The organism is Nonomuraea sp. NPDC049607 (genome assembly GCF_040675375.1).
In the GTDB taxonomy this organism is placed as follows: domain Bacteria; phylum Actinomycetota; class Actinomycetes; order Streptosporangiales; family Streptosporangiaceae; genus Nonomuraea.
The window spans coordinates 19,761-37,231 of sequence record NZ_JBFAOV010000024.1 but is presented as its reverse complement, the minus strand read 5'-3'; the positions used below and the strand labels follow the sequence as shown (position 1 = coordinate 37,231).

The 17,471-nt window shown below is 70.5% G+C and carries 9 protein-coding genes; 8 read left to right on the top strand and 1 reads right to left on the bottom strand.

Annotation, left to right across the window (positions count from 1 at the left end):
- The first annotated feature begins 9 nt into the window (after positions 1-9).
- The 3 genes from AB0J97_RS35385 (at position 10) to AB0J97_RS35375 (ending at position 8,667) form a co-directional block, all read left to right on the top strand.
- Positions 10-5,541 (top strand): type I polyketide synthase, encoded by a 5,532-nt coding sequence (locus AB0J97_RS35385; protein ID WP_364097031.1) that lies wholly within the window; start codon positions 10-12, stop codon positions 5,539-5,541.
- A gap of 98 nt (positions 5,542-5,639) precedes the next feature.
- Complete coding sequence (locus tag AB0J97_RS35380) at positions 5,640-7,172, top strand: MFS transporter (protein ID WP_364097028.1); 1,533 nt, start codon at positions 5,640-5,642, stop codon at positions 7,170-7,172.
- A gap of 502 nt (positions 7,173-7,674) precedes the next feature.
- Complete coding sequence (locus AB0J97_RS35375; RefSeq protein WP_357709621.1) at positions 7,675-8,667, top strand: cell cycle transcriptional regulator TrcR; 993 nt, start codon at positions 7,675-7,677, stop codon at positions 8,665-8,667.
- Positions 8,668-8,695: 28 nt separating this feature from the next.
- Here AB0J97_RS35375 and AB0J97_RS35370 read toward each other — a convergent pair whose 3' ends face one another.
- On the bottom strand, positions 8,696-11,395 hold the full coding sequence (locus AB0J97_RS35370) for an AAA family ATPase (RefSeq protein WP_364097025.1): 2,700 nt from the start codon (positions 11,393-11,395) through the stop codon (positions 8,696-8,698).
- A 798-nt stretch (positions 11,396-12,193) separates the two neighbouring features.
- Here AB0J97_RS35370 and AB0J97_RS35365 point away from each other — a divergent pair.
- From AB0J97_RS35365 to AB0J97_RS35345, 5 genes are read left to right on the top strand one after another with little or no spacing between them, the layout of a single operon-like run.
- Positions 12,194-13,261, top strand: coding sequence for a phytanoyl-CoA dioxygenase family protein (locus AB0J97_RS35365; RefSeq protein ID WP_364097022.1), 1,068 nt, complete (start codon positions 12,194-12,196; stop codon positions 13,259-13,261).
- On the top strand, positions 13,240-14,553 hold the full coding sequence (locus tag AB0J97_RS35360) for a DUF6271 family protein (RefSeq protein ID WP_364097019.1): 1,314 nt from the start codon (positions 13,240-13,242) through the stop codon (positions 14,551-14,553). Before AB0J97_RS35365 ends, AB0J97_RS35360 begins: the two co-directional genes overlap by 22 nt.
- 17 nt (positions 14,554-14,570) lie before the next feature.
- Positions 14,571-15,770 (top strand): type III PLP-dependent enzyme, encoded by a 1,200-nt coding sequence (locus AB0J97_RS35355; protein WP_364097016.1) that lies wholly within the window; start codon positions 14,571-14,573, stop codon positions 15,768-15,770.
- Positions 15,767-16,303 (top strand): GNAT family N-acetyltransferase, encoded by a 537-nt coding sequence (locus tag AB0J97_RS35350; RefSeq protein ID WP_357709606.1) that lies wholly within the window; start codon positions 15,767-15,769, stop codon positions 16,301-16,303. Before AB0J97_RS35355 ends, AB0J97_RS35350 begins: the two co-directional genes overlap by 4 nt.
- Positions 16,284-17,468, top strand: a complete 1,185-nt coding sequence (locus tag AB0J97_RS35345; RefSeq protein ID WP_357709603.1) for an MFS transporter — start codon at positions 16,284-16,286, stop codon at positions 17,466-17,468. Before AB0J97_RS35350 ends, AB0J97_RS35345 begins: the two co-directional genes overlap by 20 nt.
- Positions 17,469-17,471 lie beyond the last annotated feature (3 nt).

Below are 17,471 nucleotides of genomic sequence, written 5' to 3'. Positions count from 1 at the left end.
AGGCGGCAAATGGCTGACGAAGAAAAACTCCTCAAGTATCTGCGCCAGGTGGCCGAGGAACTCCAGCACGCCAACCAGCGCCTGCGTGAGCTCGACGCGAAGGAGCACGAACCGATCGCGATCGTGGGCATGGCCTGCCGGCTCCCCGGCGACGTCGGCTCTCCCGAGGACCTGTGGCGCCTGGTGAGCGAGGGCAGGCAGGGGGTCGGGCCTTTCCCGCAGGACCGGGGCTGGAGCCTCAGGACCACGATGGACGACTCCCCCGACGGCCTCCCCTACGTCCTGGAAGGCGGCTTCCTGCGGGACGCGGGAGGGTTCGACGCGGCGTTCTTCGGGATCTCCCCGAGGGAGGCGCTGGCCATGGATCCCCAGCAGCGGCTGCTGCTGGAGGTGTGCTGGGAGGCCCTGGAGCGGGCCGGGATCGACCCGCACACCCTGCGACGCACGGCGACCGGCGTGTTCGTCGGCGCGTTCGGCAACGACTACGGGATCGGCGGCGGCCCCTTCCCCGAGGGCACCGAAGGCTACCTGGGCACGGGGACGTCGAGCTCGGTGATGTCCGGGCGGGTGGCGTACACGCTGGGGCTGGAGGGGCCGGCTCTGACGGTGGACACCGCGTGCTCGTCCTCGCTGGTGGCGATGCACCTCGCGTGCGCGTCGCTGCGGCGCGGGGAGAGCAGGCTCGCGCTCGCCGGAGGCGTGACGATCCTCTCCACCACGCAGATCGTGGACATCGGACGCCAGCTCGGAGGATTGGCCCGAGACGGCCGCTGCAAGGCGTTCTCCGACGACGCCGACGGCACGATCTTCTCCGAGGGCGTCGGGATGGTGCTGCTGGAACGGCTGACCGACGCCCGCGCCAACGGGCATCCGGTGCTGGCGGTGGTGCGGGGATCGGCGGTCAACCAGGACGGCGCCAGCAACGGGCTGACCGCGCCCAACGGCCCGTCGCAGGAACGCGTCATCCGTCATGCCCTGGCCGACGCCCGGCTGTCGGCGTCCGAGGTGGACGTGGTGGAGGCGCACGGCACGGGCACCGCGCTGGGCGACCCGATCGAGGCGCAGGCGCTGCTGGCCACCTACGGGCACGACGGCGACGCGGCGGAGCCGGTGTGGCTGGGATCGGTCAAGTCGAACATCGGGCACACCCAGGCGGCCGCCGGCGTCGCCGGTGTGATCAAGATGGTCATGGCCCTGCGGGAAGGCCACCTGCCGCGGACCCTGCACGTGTCGGCTCCCACCCACCACGTGGAGTGGGGCGACGGGCCCGTACGGCTGCTGGAGCAGGGCCGGCCCTGGCCGGACCGGGGCAGGCCGCGGCGGGCGGGAGTGTCGTCCTTCGGGGTCAGCGGCACCAACGCCCACCTGGTTCTCGAACAGGCCCCCGACCCCGATCCGCCCGCAGACTCCCACGCCTCCGGTGTCATGGCGCCAGGACGGGTGCCGTGGACAGTGCCGTGGACGGTGTCGGGCCGGGGCGAACGGGCCTTACGGGCTCAGGCCGGACGCCTGGCCGCCCACGTGCGCGAGCACGCGGAGCTGGAGCCGGAGCCGATCGGGCACGCCCTGGCGACCCGGCGTACGCACTGGGAGAACCGGGCGGTCGTGGTGGGCCGGGACCGGACGGAGCTGCTGGCGGGCCTGACGGCGCTGGCCGAGGGCCGCTCGCACGCGTCGGTCGTCGAGGGGGTCGCCGCCGGAGGGCGGCGCGACGCGGTGTTCGTCTTTCCCGGACAGGGTTCGCAGTGGGCCGGAATGGGCCTGGAGCTGCTGGAGGACAGCCCCGTGTTCGCCGCCCGCCTCCGCGACTGCTTCGCCGAGATCGAGAAGCTGGTCGACTGGAAACCGCTGGACGTGCTGCGCCAGGCCCCGGGCGCGCCGGATCTGGAGCGGATCGAGGTTCTGCAGCCCCTGACGTTCGCCATGATGGTGTCGCTGGCGGCGTTGTGGGAGTCGGTGGGGGTGCGCCCGGTGGCGGTGGTCGGCCACTCGCAGGGCGAGCTGGCCGCCGCGTGCGTGGCGGGGGCGTTGTCCCTGCCCGACGCCGTGCGCCTCATCGTGGGGCGGAGCCGCCTGTTCGCGGACCGGCTGGCAGGCCGGGGCGCCATCGCGGCGGTCGAGCTGGGCGAGCTCCGGGTGCGTCAGGTCATCGCCGACTGGGGCGTCCCGGTGACCGTCAGCGCGACCAACAGCCCCACGGCCTCGGCCGTGTGCGGCAGCCCGCAGGCGCTGGCCGACTTCGTCTCCCGCTGCCGGGCCGCGCGCATCCAGGCCCGCTCGCTGACCTCGACGGTCCCGTCCCACTCCGCCGAGGTCGAGCCGCTGCGGCAGGAGTTCCTGGACCTCGTCGGGCCCCTGGCCGCCCACCCGGCCCGCGTGCCCTTCTACTCCACCGTCACCGCCGCGCCGATCGACGGCGCCGAGCTGACCGCCGAGTACTGGTACCGCAACGCGCGTGAACCGGTGCGGTTCCACCCTGTCATCCAGCGTCTGCTGGCCGACGGGCACCACACCTTCCTGGAGGTCAGCCCTCATCCCGTGCTCACCATGAGCGTCCAGCAGACCATCGAGCAGAGCGGCGCCGACGCTCGCGCGCACTCGTCGCTGCGCCGTCACGAGGGCGGCGGGCGCCGGTTCCTGCTGTCGATGGGTGAACTGCACGCCCATGGCACGTTCGTCGACTGGCCGGCCGTCCTGCCGCCCGATGGCGGCGTGGCCTACCTGCCGACCTACGCCTTCCGCCACCAGAGCTACTGGCTGCGGCCTTCCGCCGCGGCCAGGGCCGCGGACGACGACGGGTTCTGGTCCATGCTGCGGGACGCCTCCCCCGGCGACCTGGCCCGGCGCCTGGACGTGGACGCCTCCGCCGTGGACGCGGTCGTTCCCGCGCTGACCCGGCTGCGGCAGCGCCAGCGCGACGAGAGCGTGCTGCGACGCTGGCGCTACGAGATGGCCTGGCACCCGGTGCCCCCTTCTCCCGTCGGCGACCCGTCCGGCCTGGGCCGATGGCTCGTCGCCGTCACCGCCGGAACCGCGGGCGACCCGCTGCCCGGCCGGATCGCCGACGACCTGACCGCCCATGGCGCCCAGCTCGTCACCGTCGAGCTGGCCGACGCCGATCGCACGCGGCTCGCCGAGCAGATCCGGCACGCCTGCTCCGACGCCCCCGTGACCGGCGTGCTCTCCCTGCTCGGCCTCGACCAGGACGCACATCCGGAGTTCCCGCCCCTGACCCGCGGAGCGGCCGCGACCGTCACCTTGATGCAGGCCCTGTCCGACGCCGGCACGACCGCGCCCCTGTGGGTGGTGACCTCCGGGGCGGTGGCCGTCCACGCCTCCGACGAGGTGAGAGACCCGGGCCAGGCGTGGTTGTGGGGCCTGGGCACGGTCGCCGCCCTGGAACAGCCTGCCACGTGGGGCGGCCTCGTCGACGTGCCCGCCCTGCCCGACCCCGAGGACCTGGCGTGCCTGCGGGCGGCGATCGCCGGCGCCGGCGGCGAGGACCAGATCGCCGTCCGCGCCCATGCCTCCCACGCCCGTCGTATGATCCGCGCGCTGCCCGACGACCGGGACTCCGCTCCCTGGCGTCCGCACGGCACCGTCCTGATCACCGGCGGCACCGGGGGCATCGGGCGGCAGCTGGCCCGCCGGCTGGCCCTTCAGGGCGCCGACCACCTGATCCTGCTCAGCCGGCGCGGCCCCGACGCCGAAGGCGCCGGCGACCTCCAGGCGGAACTGTCCGCGACAGGCAGCACGGTGAGCGTCGTCGCCTGCGACATCACCGATCCCGACGCTCTGCGCGCCGCCCTGGACCGCCTGCCTCATCCGCTGACGGCCGTGATCCACACCGCCGGGGTCGCCGCGCCCGACCGCCTCATCACCGAGCAGACCCTGGCTGACGTCGCCCGCATCGCGGACCCGAAGGTCTCGGGCACGCTCGCCCTGCACGAGGTACTGCGCGACCACTCCCCGGAGGTCGTCGTCCTGTTCTCCTCCGGCGCCGCCGTCTGGGGCCAGCACGGCCAGGCCCCCTACGCCGCCGCCAACGCCTTCCTGGACGCCTTCGCGGCGCACCGGCGCGCCGCCGGGCTGCCCGCCACGTCCATCGCCTGGGGCGCCTGGGGCGGCGGCGGCATGGTCGACGCCGCCGTCGGCGATCGGCTGGCCAGGATCGGCGTCCGGATCATGCCGCCCGACCTGGCCGCCGAGGCCCTCTCCCATGCCCTGGCCGCGCCCGATCGGCAGCACGTCGTCACCGACATCGAGTGGGACCGTTTCGCCCCCGCCTACTCCCTGTCGCGCCCCCGCCCTCTGGTGTCGGCCGTCCCTGAGTACGCGCAGGCCCTGGCGACCGACACCACCGCCGCCGCCGGCGCCCAGGACACCGACCTCCGCAGGAGACTCGACCCGCTGTCCCCCGCCGCACGGCAGGACGCCCTGGTCGCCCACATCCGGGCGGAGGCCGTGAAGATCCGCGGGCTGGCCGGTGTCGAAGCGGTGGGGCCGGACAAGAACTTCCTCGAAGTCGGCTTCGACTCGCTGGGCGCGGTGGAGCTGCGCAACGTCCTGAACCGGATCACCGGGCTGCGCCTGCCGGCCACCCTGGTCTTCGACCAGCGCACCCCCGCCAACCTGGCGCGGTATCTCCTGGCGGAGCTCTACGGGCAGGACGGTGCCGGTTCCGCCCTTAACGGCAACGGCTCACTCAGCACGCTGCTGCACGAGGCGACCGCCGGCGGCAAGCTGCACGAGGCGATCGCGATGCTGGAGGCCGTGGCGAAGCTGCGTCCCTCCTTCCGGGCCGGGGAAACGCCCGCCAAGGCCCCGGCGCCGCTGCTGCTGGCGTCCGGGCCCGAGTCGCCCCGGCTGTTCTGCTTCAGCACCCCGGTGGCGCTGGGAGGGGCGGCGCAGTTCGCGCGGCTGGCGGCCGGGTTCCAGGGCGTCCGCGATCTCTACGCGCTGCCCGTGCCGGGATTCGCGCCGGAGGAGCCGCTGCCCGACAGCGTGGACGCCGTGGTCCGCTTCTGGGCGCAGTGCGCGGCCGAGGCGGCCGGCGGGCGACCGTTCGCGCTGCTGGGCTACTGCGCCGGCGGGAACTTCGCCTATGCGGCGGCGGCCCACCTGGAGGGCATCGGCCTCCATCCGGAGGGGCTCGTGCTGCTGGACACGTTCCCCGATCTCACCGTCGTCGACGAGATAGGCGACGCGATGACGGAGGGCATGTTCGAGCGCGAGGATCGTTTCGGTCCGTTCACCGACGCCAGGATGGCCGCGATGGGCCGTTATTACCGCCTGACCAAGGAGCTCTTCGAGCACACCGGCCCGGCACCGGTCAAGACGCCGGTTCTCTGCCTCGCCCCCGACACTCCGCTGCCGTCGGGCCCCGACGGACAACGACGCCGGACAGGGCAGTGGCGGGCCACCTGGCCGGGCGAACACACCTTGTGCGAAGTCAGAGGTGACCATTTCACGGTTCTCGAAAGCGAGGCCCCGACCACGGCTGCGGCGATCGACGACTGGCTCAGGTCGCTGGGCGGGTAGCGACTTTCGGGCGGCTTTGTGATCTGATTCATGCGACGCCGCCACAGGCGCCCCTCACGACAGCGCTTCCCTGACATCACCGTGCTCGGAGACAAAACGTGAACGTCGTTGGCGAAGGCAAGAAGGCAGGAAAGCAGTGGGCCGGGCTGGCCGTCCTCATGCTGCCTTTGCTGATCACCTCCACCACCGTCACCGTCCTGTTCTTCGCGCTCCCGGCCATCACGGCCGACCTGCGACTGAGCGGGGTCGAGCAGCTGTGGATCGTGGACATCTACACGTTCGCGCTGGCCGGGCTGCTGCTCCCCATGGGGAACCTGGGTGACCGGATCGGGCAGCGGCGCCTGCTGCTGGCCGGATCGGCGGTGCTGGGCATCACCTCGGCCGGCGCCGCCTTCGCCCCCAGCGCGGAGTTCCTCATCGTCGCGCGCGGGTTGCAGGGCCTTGCCGCGGCCAGCCTGATGCCGGGCACGCTCGCCCTGATCCGGGTCATGTTCACCGACACCCGCAAACGCCAGATGGCCATCGCCCTGTGGGCGGCCACGCTCTCCGTCGGCAGTGTGGTGGGCCCGATCGTCGGCGGCTGGATGCTGGAGAGGTTCTGGTGGGGATCCATCTTCCTCATCAACGTTCCCCTGGTCGCGCTGGTGCTGGTCGTCGGGCCGTTCCTGATTCCCGAGAGCCCCGATCTCGATGCGAGCAAGTCCTTCGACATCGCGAGCGGCACACTCTTCCTGCTGGCGGCCCTGCCGCTGGTGTACGCGATCAAGCAGCTCTCGTCCGGCGGGGACCTGCGCGCCTGTGTGGCCGGCGCCGCGGTGGGGTCGGTCTTCCTGACGCTCTTCCTGCGCCGGCAGCGGCGGCTGGCGGCGCCGATGGTGGATCTGAGCCTGTTCCGCAACGTCGGGTTCAGCCTCTCCCTGACCTCCGCGGCAGTGGCGATGTTCTCCCTCGTCGGGACGACGCTGTTCCTCACCCAGTACCTGATGCTGGTGCTGGACCTGCGGCCGGTCGTGGCGGGCCTGGCGACCTCGCCCGCGGCCGTCACCTCCATCCTGGGGGCCACGCTCGCCGCCCGCATCGCCCGGCAGGTCAGGCCGGGGTTCATCATCGGCCAGGGCATGCTCTCGATGGCGGTGGGGTTCCTGCAGGTCGTGCGGTTGGACGCGCAACCGGACCCGGTGACGCTCGTCGCGGCGACGGCGCTGCTGGGCTGGGGCATCGGCTCGGCCTCGGCGGTGACCTCCGACATGGTCGTCGCGCTGGCGCCGCGCTCCAAGGCCGGCGCCGTCTCGGGGACGTTCCAGTTCAGCACCGAGTTCGGAGCCGCGCTCGGCGCGGCCGTGCTGGGCAGCATCGGGCTGGCGGTCTATCGCAGCTCGCTGCTCGGGTCCGACCTGACGGGAATGCCGGAAGTGCCGCCGGCGGCGGTGCGGGAAACCCTCGGCGGCGCGTTGGCGACGGCGGAAAAGCTGTCCGGAGAATCCGGCGAGATTTTACGGGCCGCCGCGCGTGCGGCGTATGTCGACGGCATGCACATTGCCGCCGTCTCCAGCATGGCCATATCCGTGCTGGCGGGCGTTCTGGTCATCATCGGGCTGCGCCGGAAGAAGGCCGACTACGGGGCCCGGTGAAGCAGCGGAAAAGCCTGACGCATTTCGGCTCAACCAAAACTCCGGCGGGTCACGGACCTTCATATTGTGTAAGTCGCGTGTTTATTCCGCGGACATCGTCCTGACCACTGTTTACACCCCAAAGTAGGGTGTCAGTTATGTCGCGCGCCTTGGCACGGCAGGCCGCCGAAGAAAGTTCGGCGATTGACTGGGCAAATTGCGCGTCTTAACTATACTGATCGAATAGTCACCTCACATGGTTGGACCGGCCCGGGGAGCGGCCGACCTCCGCCTCGCTCTCCCCTGTGGCCGGCTTCCAGCCGGTGACGCGCCTACTCCACAGCGTCTTCATACGGGGAGGATTCGGCAAATGCATACGTTCGCCGAGAGGGTCGATTTCTGCTCCGAACGTGTGCAACGGATAGCGTTCGACCCTCTGGCGGCGTCGAGCGAGAACACCATCGCGACGTTGCAGGAAGGCGCGGAACCAGGCTCGCCGGCGGACACGGAACGTGAAATTCAGGTGACGCAGCAGACGGATCCGTTCCTCGGCAGCCTGTCGGAGGAGTCCGAGCTCGTCCCCGTCACCGTCCTGCGGCCGGGAGACTCGCCCAGGATCGCCGGCCAGGATCCGCTGCACGTGCGCGCGCTGGCCCAGCTCGACATCGAGTTGCCGTCGATCGTGGTCCATCGTCCCACCATGCGGGTCATCGACGGCATGCATCGGCTGAACGCGGTGCGCCTGCGTGGCGGCACCACGATCAGGGCCAGATTCTTCGACGGCAGCGACCACGACGCCTTCGTGCTGGCGGTGAAGCTGAACTCGGCGCACGGCCTGCCCCTGTCGCGGGCCGACCGCACGGCCGCGGCCGCTCGCATCCTCGTCTCCCACTCGGACTGGTCGGATCGGCTGGTGGCCAAGCTGAGCGGCCTGTCGCACACGACCGTCGCCTCCATCCGCAGGCGTTCAACTGGCAATTCCCAGCAGTTGAACGCCCGCACGGGTCGCGACGGGCGCACCCGTCCCCTGAGCACGTCGGAAGGGCGTCAGCTGGCCGGACGGCTGATGGCCGAGCGGCCCTCGGCCCCCCTCCGCGAGATCGCCGAGGCGGCGGGGATCGCGCTCGCCACGGCGAGGGACGTCCGCGAACGGGTGCGCCGCGGTGAGGACCCGGTCCCCGGCAAGCTGCGCGACGACGACGTCCAGCAGGCCGACCAGCCGCGCAAGGCGCCCCAGAGCGCGCCGCCGGAGGAGATCGCCACCGTGCTCGAACAGCTCAGACGCGACCCGTCGCTGCGGATGAGCGAGAGGGGACGCACGATCCTCCGCCTGCTGGACATCGCGCAGATGGCCTCACGGACGAGCGACTGGACCATGCTCAGCGACAGCGTGCCGCCGCACTGCGCGACCCGGCTGGCGCGGGTCGCGCGGGCGAGCGCCGAAGCCTGGCTGCACTTCGCCCAGGCGATCGAGAAGCGCGAGAACCCTGTCCCCGATCACAGGACCTCCGCCTGACCTCTCGACCGGCCCCGGGCGCACGCCCCTACGAGCTGGAGAGCAGGAGCGGCAGGTCCTTGCGGCCCTTCACGTTGAGCTTCCGGTACGTGCTCGTGAGGTGCTGTTCGACCGTGCTGGCGGTGATGTGCATCCGGCTGGAGATCTCCCGATTGGTGTATCCCAGCGCCGCCATCAGGGCGACCCGGTGTTCCGACGGGGTCAAGGTGTTCTTCACGACGTTGAAGCTGTTCTCGGCGATCACTGACACCTCGTTCCTGACCGGCGCGGCCTTGCATTTCTTGGCGAGGCTGTCGGCCTCCCGGATCACCAGGCTGGCCTGGTCCGCCTCGCCCAGCACGGCGAGCGAGTAGCCGAGCTGCATCAGCGCGTTCACCAGCTGCACGTCGCGGCCGGCGTCCAGCAGGATGTCGATGGCCTGGCGCAGCAGCCGCGGCCGCCTGCTGACCTCCTCCGTCGAGGCCAGGACGGTCAACGACGCCGCCTTGATCCACGGCGTCTCGGCATGCCACCGGGAGCCGTGCTCGTCCAGCAGGGCGAGCGCGTAGGCGTTGTCCTTCAGCTCGACCGAGATCGCCGCCGCGTCCAGACGCCACGGGGACAGCAGCGGATTGTCCAGCCCCCAGTCGCACATCAGCTTGCCGCACTTCAGAATGTCGCGGCGGGCCGCGTCGGGCTGATCGATGCTGGCCAGGTATCTCGCCCGCGCCGTCAGGTAGTGCAGCCCGTACCTGGTCTGGAAGACGGACTTGGCGAGGGGGCGGTGGATGTAGCGCTCGACCTGGTCGGGCCTGCCCATCTGCCGGTTCGCCTCGATGAGGCTGGCCAGCGGCAGCGCCGCGCGGACGCCCAGGCAGTGGGCCGGCAACATCTGGAGGGAGTTCAGGGCGTGCTCGACCGCCAGCGGCAGGTCCTCCATGGTGATGGCGATGTGGGCGCGGAAGGCGGCGAGCGCGCTGATCCAGGTCGGCGCGCGATGTCGCTCGGCGCGGCCGTACAGGGCCTCGGCCCAGGCGTCGGCCTGCTCGGCCTGGTTGGTGTAGACGAGCGAGAACAGGGCCGACTCGACGGTCTCCACCATGCATTCGTCCAGCTGCACGGATTGCAGGATGCGTTCCGCCGTCTTCAGCGCCGTCTCGCCCTCTTCGTGCCGCAGGTTGCTCCTGAGCGCCACGACCGCGCGCTCGTGCAGGTCCTCGCCGTGCTGCGCCTGGGGGACGCCGGTCGGGTACGCCGGGTCGTGAGCCCCTCGCACCATCCGGAGCAGGGGCGGGTACGTGCTGGCCAGCCATGCGCTCGCCGATCGGTACCAGACGCCGACGCGCGCCTGACTCCCCTCCGACTCCTGGAACATCGCCCTCAGCCGCTCGTAGAGCTGCGCCGCCTCGGCCGTGCGGCCGTGCCAGAGCATGCACATGAGCAGCCAATGGATCTCGCTCTCCCGCAGCAGCTCGTCCTCGGCGGCCTGGAGGAGCAGCGGAGTGTGGCTGATGGCCCTGGCGGGGTTCAGCAGCCATTCGGCCTTGGCCAGCGACATCGTGATCGGTACGCGCTGGTCGCCGTCGCCGCACAGCTCGGCGGCCACCCGGAAGTACTTCACCGCGAGGTTGAACTCGTGGCTCGCCATGGCCTGGTCGGCGGCCTCGCGCAGGACGTCCAGCGCCCAGCCGGCGCGCTGGCCGCCGCCTTCGAGCAGGTACTCGGCCACCAGGCCGGCGTGGCAGCCGGCCGAGTACAGCACCTTCGCCGCCCGCCAGTGCAGATCCTGGGAGGCCGCGCGTTCGAGCGAGGCGAGGACGGCCGTCCTGGCGACGGGATGTCGGAACCGGGTCGACTCCAGCACGCCGACGGTCTCCAGCCACTGCAGGATGCGTTCGACCGTCGCGATCTCGATCTCCAGCATCTCGGCCAGCAGATGGGGCGTGGACGCGCTGCCCAGGACGGCGACTCCTTGAGCCGTTCTCAACGCCGTGGGCCCGCTTCGGTGCAGCAGCGTCCTCAGCGATCCGGCGAAGATGTCCCCGTCGACGTGCTGCCGTTGCTCGATCAGCGCGCGAATGAGCAGCGGATTTCCGCCGGTGAGCTGATGCATGTCGGCCACGAATTGTTCGTCCGATTTCCCTTCGGCGTCCTGGACGAGCATCTGGGAAGCGCCGGCCGGAGAAAGCGGGTTCAGCCGGACGCGCACACACAGCGGGTGGTACAGGAAATTGGTCTCCACCCGGCTGGCCACACCGGTCGCGTCCTCGTTCGCGGTCAACGCGAGGAAAATCCTGGCGTTGTGCATACGCCCCACGAAATGATGCAGGATTCGCAGCGACGGCGAATCCGCGTATTGCACGTCGTCCACCGCGATCAGCAGGGTCCGGTTCCGCGCATAACCGGCCATCGCATTCCACAACTCGTAGGCCAGGTCCAGCGAGCCCGACTCCTCGGCCTCGCCGCCGCCTCGCTGCGAGGTCGACCCCTCCGTCAGGCCCAGCAGGCGCAGCTCCTGGTAGAGCTGGTTGACCAGGCCGAACGGCACAGCGCGCTCGTCCCGCAGGCACGTGGCGCTGATGCAGGTGATGTCCGACTCCATCGCCAGGTCGTTCAGGGCGTGCAACAGGCGCGTCTTCCCGAAGCCCGTCGGAGCGACGATGAGAGCGAAATGCCCCCGTCTTTCGTCGCTCTCGGCCAAGGCATATTTGAGCAGTTCGACCTCGTACTCGCGTTCGATTAAATGCATGATTTCACACGCTCACCGCGAAATACGGGGGCGAATGAGGTACGTCAAGCGGAGTGCATAGTGCGCTGAGCGTCCCACGTGCAAGGTTGTCCCCCTTGATGGCAGTCCTTCATGCTCCACCGCCGAGCCGCAGCCAAGCCGACCCCGTCAACTCAAACACCAGATTGATATTTCAAGCTATCGCTCGCCTTGTCAACGGACCCGGTCACAATCCACAACACCGATCTTTAAAGATCTTGAACGGCTCCGCCTGCGGATTTCGGCCGATCGTGGACGCTCCCATCGGGTACGGCCGGGTGCTTGATATGGGCGAACGCGACGGTCGCGTGGACGTGCGGGCCGCGGCGGGCGGTGACAACCGGGACAGATCAGGGACGCCGGCCCGGGAAGCACCGACGAGCCCCCGACGCCTGATCACACCCCGCGATCCGGCGTGTACCGTGTGCGCAACTTCCGTTCTCCCGCTCTTTCCTTATGTGCACCGATTTCCAAGAAGCCGGTGAATTGACAGGCCCACCCCGCCCGGCGACGGCGCCGAAAGTCCGAGGGGCCGTCCCTGGCCGGATACACCCGTCCCGTGTAGGGGTGAGCACGGCACGTAGGGGTGTCCAGGACCTGGATGCGTAGTTAACTTTGCGCACGCACGAAATGCGCAGCAGCGACACCGGACAGCCGGAAACGAAAGCCGGCCGGCCGCTCCTCCGGTGGCGGAAGCGCCGAATTTCTCGAACAAGCGTCGAGGGCACGTCGTTCAACACGATTCGGTTCATAAGACGACGCACACCTTGGAGTCGCCACATGCCCGCGCCAGAAGAACAGCCGTACCGAGCCGTTTCGGAAATCGCGTACCTCAGCACGGACGGTGAGACATATGTCGCGCCCACGCCGCTGAAGGACCTCAAGAAATCCCTGCCGCTTCGTGTGCTCTCGGCCGAGGACTTCGCCTTCTGGCAGGCGAACGGCTATGTGGTGGTCAATCGGGCGATCACCACCGAGGCCGCCCTCCGCCTGCTGGGGTTCGCCTGGGACTTCCAGGGCCTCGACCCCGACAAGCCGGAGAGCTGGTACGCCTACCGGGAGTTCCGCTCGGACCTGGAACGGGACCTGTACGTCTACGGTTTCGTCGAGGCCTACCATCACCAGCTCATGTGGGACAGCCGCCAGACCCAGCGGGTGTACGACGCGTTCGTCGACGTGTGGGACTGCCCGGAGCTCTGGGTCACCCTCGACCGGCTCAACCTCAACCCGCCCAACGTCAAGAACCGTGACCGCAGGCTGGTCGCCCCCACGACCAGGGGGTTCGACATAGAGCTCCACTGGGACGTGGACTCCACCCGCAGCGTGCCGCCCCAGAGGGTCCAGGGGCTCATCGCGCTCACCGACACCGAGCAGTTGCTCGGCGGCTTCCACTGCATGCCGGACCTGTTCCGCCAGTTCGACGCGTGGAAGCTCGACCAGCCGGACGACCGCGACCCCTACCGGCCCAACGCCGACCGGAACAGGTTCCCCCTGGCCAGGCCCGAGCTCATGGCCGGCGACCTGCTGATCTGGGACGGCATGCTGGCACACGGTGTCGCGCCCAACCGCTCCCAGTGCGGCGTCCGGGCGGTCCAGTACCTGGCCATGATGCCCGCCCTGGAGTCGCACCACGCCCTGAGGACTTCCAGGGTGAAGTCCTGGCGGACCCTCAGCACGCCGGAATGGAACAGGACGCTGGTCGGCGACGCGACGTTGCACGAGTCGCTCAGGTACGGCCCGGCGAAGCTCAACGAGCTCGGCGAACGGCTGCTGGGGCTCACCTCTTGGACCGCGGGACCGGCTCTACGCTCGACTGGAGGAAGCGCATGCGCAGGAGGATCTGCCTGACCCTGCCCACCAACAGGGCCTGCACCGCCATGGTGTCGGCGCTGAGCCAGGAGGCCGCCCACGCGGCGGAGCACTTCGACGTGGACGTCCACGTGCTGATCCTGGACTCCTCCGGCCGGGAGGCCTTCGCGGAGCACGCACGAACCGTACGCGACACCCGCCAGGCGCCCGACGTGACCGTGCATCACCTGGACGAGGCGGAGCAGCGCGGTTTCCTACGGGAGATCATCCGCCGCTCCGAGCAGGCGCAGGCCGAACGTGTCCTCGCGCTCATGCTGCCCGAAGGGGTCTCGTACGGCTCCTGCACCAACAGGGCCTTCCTGATCGCCCGCGCGCTCGGGTGCGAGTCGGTCCACCGCCGGGACTCCGACAGCCGCTACCAGCTCCGGAACGGCCGGCCCGTCTTCCCCGTCCACCAGGAGCTCCTGTCCCTCGGGAAACGCACGTCCGACGCCGCGCGTCACGTGTCGCGGACGGCGCTGGAGCCCTGCCACGAGGACAGGCGGGTGGTGCTGGTCGGCGGCTCCTTCATCGGGGAGATGTCCGTGGACCTCGGTGAGATGCACCGGCTCCACCAGGGCCTCTACCACGACATCGTCGCCCTCTGGGCTCCCCTGACCTGGCCCGAGGAGAAGAAGCGCGAGCTGGTCGACGAGTCGTTCAAGGGCGCCGGGACGGAGGCGTTCACCCACGACCGGTCCGTCCTCGGCCGCGTCGATCCCATGCGGGTCGACATGTGCAACATCAGCTTCTTCCAGGTGCACGAACGTGTCCCGCTGCTGCCCGCGACCGACACCATCGGCAGCGACTACTTCCTGATCCACCTGGTCCACGCCGCGGGATTGCCGGGCGTCCTGCACAACCGCAACATCGTGAACTTCCACACCGGGGAACGGCGGACGGATTCCGGCTTCACGTCCTACCAGATGGCGTTCGTGAAGTTCCTCCTGTCGATGCTGTACCTGAACTGGATCTACACGAGGATGGGTGCGGCCGGCACGACGCTGCTCGACCAGGACGGCGCCGTCCGCGCCTCCCTCGTCGCCGAGCTCGTCCGGGAGTCCACCGCGCTGGACGTGTCGGAGAACGTGGCACGCCTTGACGTCCTAGAACGGTCCTTCCAGCGGCTCGGGGGCCGCTACGCCTCGATCGCCGACCGGCTGACCGGCCTCCGCCCGCGGTTGCTGGAGGAGGCCCGCCGGGACATGGAGGACTTCGCGCTGCTGATCGACTCCTGGGACGGGCTGATGCGGGCCGCCTCGACCGCCGGCTTCCACCAGCTGAGCCGGTAGCCGGAAGAGGAACCGTCATGCACGTCACGGCCCGCCTGCTGGCCGCACTGGAGGCCGCCACCGAGGACAGGTTCGTCTTCGATCTCCCGGGCATCGAGGAACGGTACGCGGCGCTGCTGCGCGAGCTGCCCGGCGTCTCGGTGCGATTCGCGATCAAGGCGTGCCCGGTCGCCGAGGTGCTGTCCTGCCTGGCGCGCAAGGGCTCCGGCTTCGACGCGGCGAGCCCCAACGAGGTGGCGCAGGCGATCGCGGCAGGCGCACCCCTCGACCGGATCCATTACGGCAACACCGTCAAGTCCGACCGGAACATCGCCGAGGCGTACCGGCTCGGCGTCCGGGACTTCGCCACCGACAGCGTGGAGGACGTGCGGGCGATCGCGGCCCACGCTCCCGGCGCCCGGGTGTTCTGCAGGCTGGCCACCGACGGCCGGGGCGCGATGTGGAGCCTGAGCGACAAGTTCGGCTGCTCGGCCGCCGACGTGCCCATCGTCATGGAGGCCGCGCTGACGGCGGGCCTGAGCCCCGCGGGCCTCTCCCTCCACGTCGGCTCCCAGCAGATGACGGCCGAGGCGTGGATCAGCGCCCTGGCCGGTCTGGCGGACGTCCTCGCCGCCCTGAACCGGCGCGGGATCCCCCTCACCCGGGTCAACCTCGGCGGTGGACTGCCCGCGCTCGGCTACCTGGACCACGGGGGCGGGCCGCTGAATCCGCCGCTGGACAAGATGTTCGCGGTGATCCGGGAAGGGATGCAGCGGCTGCGGGAGATCTCGCACCACGCGCTGGACTTCGTCATGGAGCCGGGACGGCATCTGGTCGCCGACCACGGCGCCCTGCGAGCGCACGTGTGCCGGCTGTCCACACGACGCCGGGCCGACGGCGAGCGCCAGTACTGGCTGTACCTCAGCTGCGGCAAGTTCAACGGCTTGTACGAGATGGACGCGGTGCAGTACCCGATGATCTTTCCCACCCATCCCGGCAGGGACCACGTCCAGGCGATCGTCGCGGGCCCCACCTGCGACAACCACGACACGTTCAACGAGGGCCGCGTCACGGTCCCCGTGCCCAGGGCCGTCGCGTCGGGAGATCCGGTCTGGCTGCTGTCCTGCGGCGCCTACGCCACCAGCTACACGACGCAGGGCTTCAACGGCTTCAGCCCACTCCCCTATGTCTGCGTCGATCGCGAGCGCGACCTCCCGCCGGAAGGCGAGGGCAGATGAGCCAGGACGTGCGCATCAGGGGCATCTCCGACGGCGACTGGGACGACATCGCGGCTCTTGAGTCCGTCGTGTACGGCGACGCGGGCCTCTCGGAGGGCCGGGCCGCGCTCCGATCCCGGGCCGAGGTCTCGCCGGACACCTGCTTCCTCCTGGAGTGCGGGCGGAGGCCGGCCGGCTACGTGATCGCCCTGCCGTACCCGATGTTCCGCTTCCCGGACCTGACCAGGCCGGAGCGGGAACGTTTCCGTTCGGCCAACCTGCACCTGCACGACCTCGTCATCGCCGAGGACTTCCGCGGCAGGGGGCTGGCCCGGCTGCTCCTGCGCCACCTGAGCGCGCACGCGGAACGGGCGGGGTTCGAACACATCTCCCTGGTCGCCGTCGAGGGCACGGAGCCCTTCTGGTCCGCGCAGGGATACGACGCCCATCGAGAGATCGCCGTCCCGAGCTGCTACGGCCGGCGTTCTAGGTACATGTCCACGCCGGTCACCGCAACGGGAGGGACTGAAACGCATGTCGCGTGCGCCCCATGACTTTCGACGGGCACAACTGGCCGTCGCCGCCCTGTTCTGCACGCTGGGGTTCCAGTACGCCACCTGGGCGGCCCGGCTGCCCGACATCAAGGCGCGGCTCGGGCTGAGCGAGGCCGAGGTGGGCCTGCTGCTGATGGCCTGCGGGGTCGGGGGCGTCCTGTCCTTCTCTCTCGTCCCGGTGCTGACCAAGCGTCTCGGGTCACGACGTCTGGCGCTGTTCTCGGCCCTGTACATGGGCGTCCTCCTGATCGCCCTGGCCGTGGCGCCGAACTACCCGACCGCGCTGGTCATCATGTGCGGTGACGGGATCGGCGCCGGCGCGTTGAACGTCGCCATGAACGCCCAGGGAGCCGCGCTCGAATCCCGCTTCCGGCGCACCACCATGAGCAGGCTGCACGCCACCTTCAGCGGCGGGGCCCTGCTCGGCGCGGTCCTCGCCTCGGGCGCCACCTCGCTGACGCCGGCCGTCCTCGTTCACTTCGTGCTGGCCGCCGCGCTCATCCTCCTGCTCACGACGTACGCCCGAAGGGGTCTCCTGGCCGACGCGCCCCCGCCCGAGGAGCCGGCACCGGCCAAGGCCCGCCGCGGGTTGCCCGTGCCGACCCGCCTCACCGTCTGGATGGGCTGCGCGATGGTGTTCGGCACCGTGACCGAGGCCTCCATCACCGACTGGTCGGCCCTGTACCTCAAGGACGTGGTCAGCGCGCCGCCGCAGCTGGTACCCATGGGCGTGGCCGTGGCCTCGGTCACGATGGTGACGGCGCGCGTGTTCGCCGACGGCTGGCGCAGCCGGTGGGGCGACGGCCTCGTCGTCCGCGCCGGAAGCGTCCTGGCCGGCGTCGGGCTCGGGCTCGCCCTCCTGACCGGCGGGCTGATCCCCACCCTGCTCGGCTTCGCCTGCGTCGGGATCGGCATCGCGGCCGTGACGCCGTGCATCTACGTGGCCGCCGCGCGGCAGGGCACCGACGCCCTGGCCCTGGTGGCGTCCATGGGGACGACGGGGCTGCTGGCGGGGCCGCCGATCATCGGGTTCATCGCCGGCGCGAGCAGCCTGGTGTGGGGCATGGGAGCGGTCGTCGTCGCGGCCCTGCTGGTGTGCGTCTGCGCCACCTGGATCCGCTGGCCCGCCCCGGCGGTGGAGGGGACGAGCGCGCCCGCGCCCTGATCC